12 protein-coding genes are annotated in these 11472 nt (G+C 54.0%); 5 read left to right on the forward strand and 7 right to left on the reverse strand.

The window, feature by feature from the left end; all coding sequences use genetic code 11:
• Nucleotides 1-188 precede the first annotated feature (188 nt).
• Nucleotides 189-1484 carry a phosphoribosylamine--glycine ligase gene (gene purD, locus CX651_RS11930; RefSeq protein ID WP_101056230.1) on the reverse strand — a complete coding sequence of 432 codons (1296 nt, stop codon included), beginning with the start codon at nt 1482-1484 and terminating at the stop codon, nt 189-191.
• Between the two features lie 135 nt (nt 1485-1619).
• A complete protein-coding gene (purH, locus tag CX651_RS11935) occupies nt 1620-3209 on the reverse strand; it encodes a bifunctional phosphoribosylaminoimidazolecarboxamide formyltransferase/IMP cyclohydrolase (protein WP_101056231.1) in 1590 nt (529 codons plus the stop codon).
• A gap of 276 nt (nt 3210-3485) precedes the next feature.
• On the opposite strand from purH, the gene zntR reads away from it, so the two are divergent.
• A complete protein-coding gene (gene zntR, locus CX651_RS11940; RefSeq protein ID WP_101056232.1) occupies nt 3486-3977 on the forward strand; it encodes a Zn(2+)-responsive transcriptional regulator in 492 nt (163 codons plus the stop codon).
• Nucleotides 3971-5305, forward strand: a complete 1335-nt coding sequence (locus tag CX651_RS11945) for an SO_0444 family Cu/Zn efflux transporter (protein ID WP_101056233.1) — start codon at nt 3971-3973, stop codon at nt 5303-5305. The genes zntR and CX651_RS11945 overlap by 7 nt, the downstream gene beginning before the upstream one ends.
• A gap of 83 nt (nt 5306-5388) precedes the next feature.
• Here CX651_RS11945 and CX651_RS20260 read toward each other — a convergent pair whose 3' ends face one another.
• Nucleotides 5389-5520 (reverse strand): hypothetical protein, encoded by a 132-nt coding sequence (locus tag CX651_RS20260; protein WP_263619495.1) that lies wholly within the window; start codon nt 5518-5520, stop codon nt 5389-5391.
• Nucleotides 5521-5948: 428 nt separating this feature from the next.
• Nucleotides 5949-6836 (reverse strand): DMT family transporter, encoded by an 888-nt coding sequence (locus CX651_RS11950; RefSeq protein ID WP_101056234.1) that lies wholly within the window; start codon nt 6834-6836, stop codon nt 5949-5951.
• Nucleotides 6837-6961: 125 nt separating this feature from the next.
• On the opposite strand from CX651_RS11950, the gene CX651_RS11955 reads away from it, so the two are divergent.
• Nucleotides 6962-7765 carry an AraC family transcriptional regulator gene (locus CX651_RS11955; RefSeq protein WP_101056235.1) on the forward strand — a complete coding sequence of 268 codons (804 nt, stop codon included), beginning with the start codon at nt 6962-6964 and terminating at the stop codon, nt 7763-7765.
• 356 nt (nt 7766-8121) lie between these two features.
• Here the strand turns inward: CX651_RS11955 and CX651_RS11960 are convergent, their stop codons facing one another.
• Both CX651_RS11960 and CX651_RS11965 read right to left on the reverse strand, forming a co-directional pair.
• Nucleotides 8122-8511 (reverse strand): GreA/GreB family elongation factor, encoded by a 390-nt coding sequence (locus CX651_RS11960; RefSeq protein ID WP_224867961.1) that lies wholly within the window; start codon nt 8509-8511, stop codon nt 8122-8124.
• Between the two features lie 229 nt (nt 8512-8740).
• Nucleotides 8741-9715 (reverse strand): LysR family transcriptional regulator, encoded by a 975-nt coding sequence (locus CX651_RS11965; RefSeq protein WP_101056236.1) that lies wholly within the window; start codon nt 9713-9715, stop codon nt 8741-8743.
• 651 nt (nt 9716-10366) lie between these two features.
• Here CX651_RS11965 and CX651_RS11975 point away from each other — a divergent pair.
• Both CX651_RS11975 and CX651_RS11980 read left to right on the forward strand, forming a co-directional pair.
• Entirely contained in the window at nt 10367-10834 is a 468-nt protein-coding gene (locus CX651_RS11975) for a GNAT family N-acetyltransferase (protein WP_198552052.1), read from the forward strand.
• Nucleotides 10835-11152, forward strand: coding sequence for a putative quinol monooxygenase (locus CX651_RS11980; protein ID WP_101056237.1), 318 nt, complete (start codon nt 10835-10837; stop codon nt 11150-11152). It abuts the gene before it with no gap.
• Between the two features lie 57 nt (nt 11153-11209).
• Here the strand turns inward: CX651_RS11980 and CX651_RS11985 are convergent, their stop codons facing one another.
• Nucleotides 11210-11461: a hypothetical protein gene (locus tag CX651_RS11985; RefSeq protein ID WP_025011550.1), complete on the reverse strand. Its 252-nt coding sequence runs from the start codon at nt 11459-11461 to the stop codon at nt 11210-11212.
• Nucleotides 11462-11472 lie beyond the last annotated feature (11 nt).

An 11472-nucleotide genomic window follows, 5' to 3' on the forward strand; every position in this document is an offset into this window, starting at 1 on the left:
GTCTGCGAGGAGACTTGTCCATCCTCTTTATAGACAAACGCCCTAAGCCAAATCGGCCTAGGGCGGTAAAAATATCAAAGACCCGATATCCTGTTAATCACAAGGCAGCTCCGCTTAAGTGAACTACGTTGCGGAAAATTCCGGGCTTGTTTGTTGATTGTTGAGTCTGGCTAACAGAGTGAAAGCCGTTATGCCTGCTCGCGGGCGATGGCGCGATAGCCTATGTCGGTTCTGAAATAGACATCGTCCCAATGGACTTCATCCACCAGGGCATAAGCGGCCTGTTGGGCCTCGGTCACTGTGTTGCCCAACGCGGTGGCGCACAATACCCGGCCGCCATTGGTGACTACATGGCCATCGACCATCTTGGTACCGGCGTGGAACACCTTGGCTTCATTATTGCCGAGCGAAAGCCCTTCGATAACATCACCCTTGCGGTAATCATCAGGATAGCCCCCGGCGGCCATGACCACACCGACGGCGGCGCGCTGATCATATTCGGCGCTGACCTTGTCCAGCTCACCACGGCAGGCGGCCAGGCAGAGCTCCACCAGATCCGACTTGAGGCGCATCATGATAGGTTGAGTCTCGGGGTCGCCAAAGCGGCAGTTGTATTCCAGCACCTTGGCGCTGCCATCGGCGGCAACCATCAAGCCGGCATAGAGGAAGCCGGTGTAGACATTGCCTTCGGCGGCCATGCCGTCAACCGTTGGCCGGATAACATTGGCCATGACCCAATCATGCACTGTTTGGGTGACGACCGGCGCCGGGGAGTAAGCACCCATGCCGCCTGTGTTGGGGCCGTTGTCGGCGTTGTCACGGGCCTTGTGATCCTGGCTGGTGGCCATAGGCAGAATATTGTTGCCGTCGACCATCACGATAAAGCTGGCTTCTTCGCCGCGCAGAAACTCCTCAACGACCACTCTGGAGCCGGCTTCGCCGAACTTGTTGCCTGCCAGCATATCGTCGATGGCGGCATCGGCCTCGGTTTGATCCTGGGCGATGATTACCCCTTTACCTGCGGCCAGACCATCGGCCTTGATCACCACAGGGAAACCAGTGCGACCGGCAAGCTCGGTAACATAGGCCTTGGCCGGGGCAATTTCAGTGAAGTTCTGGTAGTCGGCGGTTGGGATCCGGTGGCGGGCAAGAAAGTCTTTGGTAAAGGCCTTGGAGCCTTCCAGTTGCGCCGCCGCTTCGGTGGGGCCAAAGATATTCAGGCCTTCGGCGCGGAAGGCATCGACTACACCCTGTACCAGAGGGGCCTCTGGGCCGACTATGGTGAGGGCTATCTGTTGTTGCTTGGCAAAGGCCAGCAGCGCCGGGATATCCGTGGCTTCTATCGCCAGGTTTTCCAGCTTGGGCTCCAGCGCCGTGCCGGCATTCCCCGGAGCAACAAATACGGTTTCCACGGCGGCAGATTGCGCTGCCTTCCAGGCCAGGGCATGTTCACGACCACCACCACCAATCACGAGTACTTGCATCTTCTTATCCTTGTTTCGCTTAACGCCTTGCGGGCAGGTTCAGGCCGGGCAGGGCTTTGTTACGGCGAATCGCCGGAGGTTATTCCGGCGATAAGTTCATTGCATCAGTGCAGGCCGGTTTGGGCCTGCTGACTATCAGTGACGGAAGTGGCGCATATTGGTAAATACCATGGCCATTCCATGCTCGTCTGCAGCGGCAATCACCTCTTCATCGCGGATTGAGCCACCGGGTTGAATGATGCAGCTGATACCGGCAGCAGCAGCGGCATCGATACCGTCACGGAAGGGGAAGAAGGCATCGGATGCCATCACTGAACCTTCCACGACCAAGCCTTCATCGGCGGCCTTGATACCGGCGATTTTGGCGCTGTAGACCCGGCTCATTTGACCTGCGCCCACCCCTATGGTCATGCCGTCTTTGGCATAAACAATGGCGTTGGACTTAACGAATTTGGCGACCTTCCAGCAGAACAGCAGATCTTTGATTTCTTCGGCAGTAGGTTGACGCTTGCTGACCACCCTGAGGTCGGCCTCGGTTACCATGCCTTGATCTCTGTCCTGGATCAGCAGACCACCGTTGACCCGCTTGTAATCCAGGCCCTTGGTACGGCCTTGCCACTGACCACATTCAAGCAGACGGACATTGGCTTTCTTGGCAACCAGCTCGCGGGCTTGCTCGCTGACCTTAGGAGCGATGATCACTTCAACAAACTGACGCTCGACAATGGCCGCCGCAGTGGCGCCGTCCAGCTCACGGTTGAAGGCGATGATGCCGCCGAAGGCCGAGGTAGGGTCTGTCTTGAAGGCGCGGTTGTAGGCGTCCAGCAGATCGCTGCCCAGGGCGACACCACAGGGGTTGGCGTGCTTGACGATAACGCAGGCGGGTTGCTCAAATTCCTTGACGCATTCCAGTGCGGCGTCGGTGTCGGCGATATTGTTGTAAGACAGCGCCTTACCCTGCAGCTGCACGGCAGTGGCGACCGAGGCTTCGTCTGTGTTGAGGTCAACATAGAAGGCGGCACTTTGGTGGCTGTTCTCGCCGTAACGCAGATCTTGTTTCTTCAGCAGCTGAGTGTTGAAGGTGCGCGGGAACTTGGAATCCTGATGACACTCGTCCTTGCTGTGGGCCGGAACCTGAGTGCCGAAGTAGTTGGCTATCATGCCATCATAGGCGGCCGTATGTTCAAAGGCGGCAATGGCCAGATCGAAACGGGTCGCCAGAGTGGTTGAGCCCTGGTGGGCCGCCATTTCTGCCAGTACGCGTTGATAGTCAGAGGCGTTGACCACTATGGTGACATCTTTATGGTTCTTGGCCGCGGCGCGCACCATGGTCGGGCCGCCGATATCGATATTCTCGATGGCGTCTTCCAGGGTACAACCCGGCTTGGCAACGGTTTCGGCGAAGGGGTAGAGGTTAACGGCCACCAGGTCAATCGGGCCTATGCCGTTGGCTTCCATGACGGCTTCGTCCTGGCCACGACGGGCGAGAATACCGCCATGCACTTTGGGATGCAGTGTCTTGACCCGGCCATCCATGATCTCTGGGTGACCTGTGTAGTCTGAAACTTCAATGACAGGTATAGCGTTATCCGCCAGCAAGCGGGCGGTGCCTCCGGTGGACAGCAGTTCAACGCCCTGGGCATGCAGCGCCTTGGCGAACTCCAGGATTCCGGTCTTATCAGATACGCTCAAGAGCGCGCGACGTATGGGTCTGGCATTATTCATTTGGGTACAGTATTCCACTTTTTTATATTCAAGGATCTTTCGGAAAACCAGGCAGTGCTGATTTGCATTGTTTTCCAAAAGTCCCTCGAATGGTCCGGGAACCCTCAAGGCGCGCTGTATTTTAACGTAAAACAATTTGTGGCGGTGTTTTTTCTACGCGTTTCACAATATTGCTCTGCGAACAAGCCAAAACCCCGAAGCGGGATAAAAAACACTTGACCTTGGATTAAGCTCTAAGCTTTATACTTGAATAGGAATTATTAGCAGGAACTGCATATGTACAGGATAGGTGAACTGGCCAAGCGCTTTGATATCAAGGCCGATACCCTGAGGTTTTACGAGAAACACGGCCTGCTGGCACCCTCTATGCGCACCGACTCCGGTTACCGGGTCTACAGCGACAGGGATGCCGAGCGGCTGAAGTTTATTCTCAGGGCCAAGGCGGTGGGTTTTACCCTGGGGGAGATAGCCGAGCTTTTGTCCATTGAACTGGATAAGTCCAACCGTGCCTGCAGCGATGTCAAAGGCATGGTGGACGACAAGTTGGATAAGGTCCAGCAGAAAATTGCCGAGCTTAATCAGTTCCGCCAGTCTTTGCAGTTACTGTCTGATACCTGCTGTGGCGGCCCTGAAAGTGCCGAGCATTGTTCGATTTTGGAGGCGTTGGAGTCCTGTGACGATGAGCTGTCCCCCAGAGTCGAAACCGGCAAGGGTCACAAGCACAGTCATGCCAATAGCCGTGTAAGTAGGGGCGCAAAATCATGTTGATGGATAATTTTATTGAGCTGTTTCTCGAGTCGGCCCCCTGGCTGCTATTGGGGCTGGTGCTGGCGGGGCTGCTAAAGGTTTTTGTTCCCATGAGCTGGATGCAAAAACAATTGGGGGGCCATGGCCTCAAGACCACGGTCAAGGCGGCCCTGCTGGGCGCGCCTTTGCCGCTGTGTTCCTGCGGCGTTATCCCGGCCGCTGTTGGCCTGAGACGCAGCGGCGCCTCCAAGGCGGCTACCACCTCTTTTCTGGTATCGACCCCGGAAACCGGCGTCGATTCGGTCACTGTCTCCTATGTTCTGCTCGGCCCCTTTATGGCGATTGTCAGGCCCATTGCCGCGGTGTGCAGTGCCATAGTGGCAGGTTTGCTGGTTGGCCGCGATGATGAGCCGGTTTTGCCCTCTGAGGCAGTGAAGAAGAGCGAGCCGGAGAAGGCTCAAGCCAAAACTGCGGCTCAGTTCAAGCCGGTAGGCGCCGCCAACTACAGTCCTCTCAAGGCCGCGCCGACACAAGCTCAGAGTTCCTGCTGTGCCCCGGCCAAGGTGCAAGAGGCAGACTGCTGCAGTACGGCTAAGATCAGTACCGCTAAGGCCAGCACCGCCGGCGGGTCTTGTTGCTCTTCGGTCAAGGAGGAAGCCACTCAGTCCTGCTGCTCTCAACCTAAGGTAGAGGCGGCTTCATGTTGTTCATCATCGCAATCGGCCTCGAGCTGCTGCGACAGTGACGACATGGCAGCTGAACTCAAGTCGAAGTCTGTCTTGCATAGAGTGCTGGCCGGTCTCAAGTATGCCGCCACGGATCTGGTGCGTGACACCGCCATCTGGTTGCTGGTGGGGTTGTTCTTTGCCGCACTGGTACAGACCTATGTGCCGGGAGACTTCCTGGCCCAATGGGGCGGCGGTATTCTGGCCATGCTGGTGATGGTTCTCATCTCAATCCCCATGTATATCTGTGCCACTGCTTCGACGCCGATAGCGGCAGGTTTGCTGCTGGCCGGGGTTTCCCCGGGCGCCGTGTTGGTGTTTATGCTGGCGGGACCTGCCACCAACATAGCCACCCTAGGCGTAGTCGCTAAAGAGATGGGTAAACGGGCGCTTTACGGCTATCTTGGCGGGGTACTCGGAGTGGCGCTGCTGGCTGGAATGCTGGTGAACCTGCTGGTGGCGAACTTTGGTTTTGAAGTGATGCCGCAGATAGGGGAAGAGCACCAGTTACTGCCACAGGCCGTGGTTAACTGGTCGGGGATTGTTCTGGCGCTGCTGATGGCCAAGGTGATTTACGATAAGATCCCCAGGCGTTGGCTGCGGAGGGATTGCTGCTCCGGCTGACACTCCACTGCACAAGGGAAAGGCGCTCGATTGAGCGCCTTTCGTTTTATCTATTGCCAAACAGGGGCTGTGAAGGGAGAGGGTCATTTGCCTTGTTTGATATTCTCCACAGGATTGAGTTTGGCCTGCTTCTTGGCCATTTTGGCGGCCCGCTTCTCCTTGGCAGAGTGCATGGGTTTCTTCTTTTGCTCTTTGCTGTTTTTGTGCTCTTTCATGGTGTTGATTCCATTGATAGCGAAAGCCTGGCTGGGGTTTTTCTCCCCGCTTCCTGCAATTTAAGATCCACTTACAGCTGGCATACCGGTCAGTCAGACACCGGCGTGATTCAACCAGTTGGTCGGCCTGGGCCGACCTGGATATTTTACGCCTGTTGCCGAAATACTGCTGTCGGCTTCAATAGAATATTTGAGAATAACGCTTTGCTTTTGAGATGGTATTTGACTAAGGAGCGCGAACAAGTTCTATCTGTGCACTGTGTCGGCTTGCATGCCTGAATGCAAGGCGCGGTTCGCAGCCAATGGCCCTGGCCCTTTGCGAGAATTTCCCAAGAGTATTTCACTACAAAGTGGCCAGGGCCGTGCGAAAGATTGTGTGAGAGAGTGAGTGAAAGCCTGGGCGAATCAGTCGCTGCCACAACCTTCCTTTAAAGCGCTTCCGCCTTGAGCATGGCTCTTGGGCGTCTCGCACGATACTGCACCAGGCTGACCCCGGTCAGCACCAAGGCACCGCCGACATAGTGAGGGACTCCCAACTGCTCACCCAGTAACGTGGATGCCAGCACTGCGGTGAAGATTGGCATCAGGTTCATAAAGATGGCGGTTCTCTCTGTGCCCAGCAACGCAATCGCCTTGATCCAGGCCCAAGGCGCCAGAATCGAGGCACAGATAGCGGCATAGGCTATCAAGGGCAGTGAAGCTTGGGTGATGCTGATACTGCTGGCAAAGAGCAGCAGGGGCGACAGCATGAACACGGCGAACAGTATCTGCATATACAGCAGGTCCCAGGTCGGCAGTTGCAGCGACCAGCGTTTTAACAGCACGCCATAGAGGGCGTAGACCACGGCGGCCAGCAACAACAAGAGATCGCCGGGTACCACAGAGGTTGACAGCCGGGCCAAGTCGCCTTGGCTGAGCATAAACAGCAAACCGCTGAAAGAGATAAAGGCGCCCAGCAGAGCCAATTTGGAGAGCCTCACTCCGAGCAAAGACACCGCCAGTAGCAGGCTTAGAACCGGCACCAGAGAGGTGATCAGCGCCATATTGGTGGCGCTGGTGGTCGCGGCGGCAAAATACGCCAGGCTTTGGTTCAGCACCATTCCCAAGCTGGCCAACACGGCGAGTTTGCCAAGATGAGGGCGAATCATGGCGCGGCGGCGCCAAACCCCGGGAAGCAACACTGGGGTCAATAACAAAAGTGCAAAGGCCCAACGGTAGAAAGAGATGGCTTCCGGCGCTATAACATCGGCGGAGAGTTTATTAACCAGACTATTGCCGGCCCAGATGGCTACCGCCAATAATGGAAAAAGATACAAAAAAGGACTCCTCAGCCCTAAGAACAAGGCTTAACAGATAGATAATAGGGGCAGATTATTCCACGTCTTATGTGATATATATATCTGCTATCAGACAAGTTCAATCCGCCTTCGGACATTTGCATATGGCCAACATCTATCATCCACCTGAGCAGCATCCCGGTGATGGCTCACAGGTGTTTTTCTATTACCAGCAGTTTTCACCCGATACGCTGACACCCATGCACAGCCATACCTGGGGGCAACTGCAATTGAGTCGCGGTGGTTTGATGGAGCTGGTGGCTCAAGGGCGGCGCTTTATGTCGTTGTCGCAGTGCGGTATCTGGATCCCGGCCGGTATAAAACATGAGAGCTACATGCGCCGCTGCGTGCAGTACAGTTCAATGAATGTGCCGCAGGAACTGGCTACCAGGCTGCCCAAGCACATCTGCCTGCTGGAGTTGAGTCCGATAGCGGAAGCTATTTTGATGGACTTGAACTCAAGAGGTGTTGAGCTGGCCCATACGCCTGAGGATCAAAGGCTGCTTAAGGTGCTATTGGATCAATTGAGTCGGGCCAGGGAAGTGCAGCCTTTTTTACCGGTAACCGACCATCCCATGTTGCAAGCCATAGCTGCCGAGCTGGAAGCCGTACCTGAGGGCGGGCGCAGTTTTGCTGCCTGGGCAGATACCTTGGGGACAACAGAACGCACTTTGGCGCGCTTGTGCCAGGCAAGGCTTGGGATGAACTATACCGAGTGGCGGCAACGTTATCGCTTTATCCACAGTTTACAATTGCTGCGGCAAGCGATATCAGTAAAAGAGGTGGCATTGACGCTGGGGTATCATCAAACCTCGCCCTTTATTAGTTTGTTTCGCAAGTATGCCGGTTGTACACCACAGGCTTACAGGCAACAACTGGCCCAAGGAAGTGCCCTTGTTCTTCCTTGAAAAAAAGGGGCGCCTTAAGGCGCCCAAAAGGTGGCTCGAAACTAAGCTCTCGGAGTAGCTTGGGCTTACTCCTGATCTGCGCGTTTTTCGCGCTTTTCCCGTCGTTTTTCTTTCAGGGATTTAGTTGGTTTTTTCTTCGCTTTTTCTTTACTCATGAGCGTATCTCCTCTTCAATGACCCCTCTCCACGCCGCCGCTTTGCCAGGAGAGAGGGCTGTTTCCCCTTTGACCGACCGGGAAAGAGGCGGTGGTCAAAGGATTAAGCCAAACCCCGGATCATCCTGTCGGGGCAGTTCACGGCTGAATTAAACACTTCAAGGCACTGTCTCCTCTTGTTAAGCGTCTATAAGCATGCAATCAGGCTGGCAGGCAGGGCCTTGGCTGGTTCAGCGATAAGATCTGAAACAGCACGGGGCCACCTGGTACATCCACTTCAATCAGTTCATCCAGCGTACATCCGAGCAGGGCTTCGCCCAGATCGGACAATACCGAATAGCGGCCGGAGTCGGGATCATGTTGTTGTGGATAAACCAACTCTACCTCCAGAAATTCGCCGGTTTTCAGGTTTTGCAGGCGCGCCTTGGTTCCCGGGTGCACCACACCGCCGCCGGGACAGGGTTGCGCCAGTCTGGCGATCACCGATGCCAGGGTCAGTGGTCTCAATGAGACATTGAACGAGTTTTGCAGATAGAGCTGCGATGTTTTGAATGAAAATAGATCTGCCAGTGCAGACAAAGATTTATACACCACCACAACCTCACAGGCTGAAACGGAAAATGAATAGAAAACTTTGTTACTGCCGGATGCGCGGCCGCACCCGGCTTACACTGGAAATGTCAGTGAGGTGCTCTTGAGAGAAAAAGTGTGACTGTACATAATGAGCCTCCGCAACATCAATGCAAGTGCAAGCACTTAAAAATAAGGGAAAATATGACCAACACCCACCATAGCCCAAGGAGATCGTAAAAGCAAACCCTCAATGGTCACAGCAGATATTGGTCGGGGTCATCTGTGCCAAATTCTCCGGGGGAATGACATAGGGAGGGGTGTCCAATACCAGATTGCCCCAACGTTGGAACAAGGCCTCATAGAAGTATTCGATAAAGGTGCGGCATTTTCTCGGTAGATAGGCGCGTTTGGGATAGATGAGATTGACAGTGACATGCTCCATGGGAAAATCTTGCAGTATCGGCAGCAAGTCACCTCGCTGCAATGCATCATAGGCAATCATCATAGGTAGGCTGGCGATCCCAAGGCCATCTATGGCGGCTTCTCTGGCCAGGGTGATATTGTTGACCTGCAAGCGACTGTCGGGAATGATCTCTTGCCACTGCTTGCCATCAAATATTCGCCAGTTGCCATCTATGTATGGTGATGCCAGGCGTATTCCTTTGTGCTTCAATAGCTCATCGGGTGAGGCCGGTGTGCCAAATTTCTGCAGATATTCCGGGCTGGCCATCAGCATCTTGTGGGCATTTATCAGGCGGAAGTTTTCCAGTCTCGGGTCATCCAATCCCTGCACATGAAACATCACATCGATCCCCTCTTCGACCATATCTACCTTGCGGTTGGTCAGTTCGGCTTCAATCTGCATTTGTGGATAGTCTTCCAGAAACTTGGCAATCACAGGGCCGAGAGCCTGCTGGCCAAACTCTATCGGGCAAACGATACGCAGGTTGCCGCGGATAGTTTGCTGACTGGCGCTGAGTTGATCTTCGGCGCTGCGTAAGTCCGTGAGTATTTTATTGACTTTGTTGAAGTAAATAGACCCTGCCTCAGTCAGTTTCAGGCTGCGGGTGGTGCGTAGTAAAAGCTGTACTCCAGTGCTGTGTTCCAACTCGGCTATCTTACGGCTAACGGTCGCCTTGGTGATGCCCATTGCCTTAGCTGCGGCGGTAAAGCTTCCCTTATCAACAACTTGTGCAAAAATCTGTATCCGATTGAGATCCATTTTATTGTTACGCCTGTGAAACAGTGGGTTGAGTATAGGGTATCTAATAAATCTACTGAGACAGTTGTAAAATACCACTGCAAACTTCAGGAGTCTAATGATGTCAATGAGTGAGGCCGTCAGCGTTATTTTCGGCTCTCTTGGAATGTGATTAGTGACGTCGGCAGTCAATATTTATGGAAGCCATAAACAGTGCTGATATAAAAACTGATATTGCTTGTGCTCGACCCTTGGTGCCGGATGGGGTTGTGTGAGGTAAGGGGACTCGACAGAGCCCGACTTCCACATTGGTAACCCGGTTCGCCGATACAGACCTATTTAGATGCGTTTCCCGACCAAACCTTTACTGGTGTTATCGATAGTCTGTCACCGGCCTCCGGCGCCAAACCTATCCCACCTACTGCAGATGTTAATTCGTTTTTCTCCCCAATAGTTCTAGGATACGCCGGGAGAGGGCTTGGCGCTTAACTCGGTACTTCTCTTTGTGGCGCTCACCGTCTTAGCGACCACATCGAGGGGCTGGCCCAATGATTGGATCATGCGTCTCTTGGTCATACATCTTTACCCCTATCGCACTCATTGCTGAGATATTTTGCGCCGGATTTCAGACTGGTGTAGGCTGAGTTTCCGAGAAATAACAGAGAACTACCCGTGCAGTGGCAATTATTACCCTTTACAGAGTTAACCCCGGACACCCTCTATGAATTGATGAAACTGAGGGTGGACATCTTTGTGGTAGAACAAAATTGCCCTTACCCAGAGTTGGATGAAAAAGACAGAGTCGCGGGGGCCATGCACCTACTAGGCCGCGGTAGTTCCGGAGAGCTGTTGGCCTATGCCAGGTTGCTGCCTGCCGGGGTCAGTTATTCCCAGGTCAGTATCGGCCGGGTGGCCGTTGCGGCCAAGGCCCGTGGTGGTGGCCGTGCCAGACAACTGATGCAAGAGGCGATTGTCAATTGTCAAAAGCTGTGGCCGGCTGAAGATATCAAGATTGGCGCGCAGGAGTATCTGCGGGCGTTTTATCAGAGTTTGGGGTTTGAAGCGGTTTCAGAGGTCTATCTGGAAGATGGCATTCCCCACCTGGATATGTTGTTGCATGCTCAAAAGAAGGACACTTGAATGTCATTATATCGTATAAACCAGCGTCAAATAGTATGTGTGGCCAGCTTTCTGGCCAAACCAGGCAAAGAACAGGCCTTGATTGAGGTGCTGGCGGCACTAATCCCGGATACTCGCAAGGAGGATGGTTGCATTCGTTACGAGTTGAATCAGAGTCGCGATGAGCCGCGCAGGATCACTTTCATTGAGAAGTTTGTCGATATCGAATCTTTCGAACAGCACTGCGCCAAAGACGCTATCCAGCACTATTTCCATCAGCAGATGCCTGAGCTGGTAGAGTCTCATCATGTAGAAACTTATCAGGAAATTATCGTCTGATATTTTCAGGATGAACTGAAGTAGGCTTTAAAACCAATGCCCCGGTAGGGGCATTTTTCAGGCTCGGAGGCGAATATCCGGTTGCAAGTCCAGCTCACCTGCCGAGGAGATGGTCGCCAGCTGCGCATGCTGAGCTATGATGGCCAAGGGGCCACTGAGAAGATTACGTACAAACAGCAAGCGATAACCATATCCCTGTAAGCGATAGAAGGCGAGTTGTTGCTCGGCCGTCATGGCATGCCAATGGATGCTATTGCTGACCTGGTCGGCATCCGGCTTTCGTCTGTCAGGTACTTGTGTGGCGATCATAGTGACTTTTA

Source organism: Shewanella chilikensis, from assembly GCF_002836945.1.
Lineage (GTDB): Bacteria > Pseudomonadota > Gammaproteobacteria > Enterobacterales > Shewanellaceae > Shewanella > Shewanella chilikensis.

What these genes read in the sequence shown, in the direction of transcription:
- CX651_RS20260 (WP_263619495.1), bottom strand. Translation starts at nt 5,520, where the DNA reads ATGAAAGAGCACAAAAACAGCAAAGAGCAAAAGAAGAAACCCATGCAC.
- purH (WP_101056231.1), bottom strand. Translation starts at nt 3,209, where the DNA reads ATGAATAATGCCAGACCCATACGTCGCGCGCTCTTGAGCGTATCTGAT.
- zntR (WP_101056232.1), top strand. Translation starts at nt 3,486, where the DNA reads ATGTACAGGATAGGTGAACTGGCCAAGCGCTTTGATATCAAGGCCGAT.
- CX651_RS11965 (WP_101056236.1), bottom strand. Translation starts at nt 9,715, where the DNA reads ATGGATCTCAATCGGATACAGATTTTTGCACAAGTTGTTGATAAGGGA.
- purD (WP_101056230.1), bottom strand. Translation starts at nt 1,484, where the DNA reads ATGCAAGTACTCGTGATTGGTGGTGGTGGTCGTGAACATGCCCTGGCC.
- CX651_RS11980 (WP_101056237.1), top strand. Translation starts at nt 10,835, where the DNA reads ATGTCATTATATCGTATAAACCAGCGTCAAATAGTATGTGTGGCCAGC.
- CX651_RS11945 (WP_101056233.1), top strand. Translation starts at nt 3,971, where the DNA reads ATGTTGATGGATAATTTTATTGAGCTGTTTCTCGAGTCGGCCCCCTGG.
- CX651_RS11955 (WP_101056235.1), top strand. Translation starts at nt 6,962, where the DNA reads ATGGCCAACATCTATCATCCACCTGAGCAGCATCCCGGTGATGGCTCA.
- CX651_RS11985 (WP_025011550.1), bottom strand. Translation starts at nt 11,461, where the DNA reads ATGATCGCCACACAAGTACCTGACAGACGAAAGCCGGATGCCGACCAG.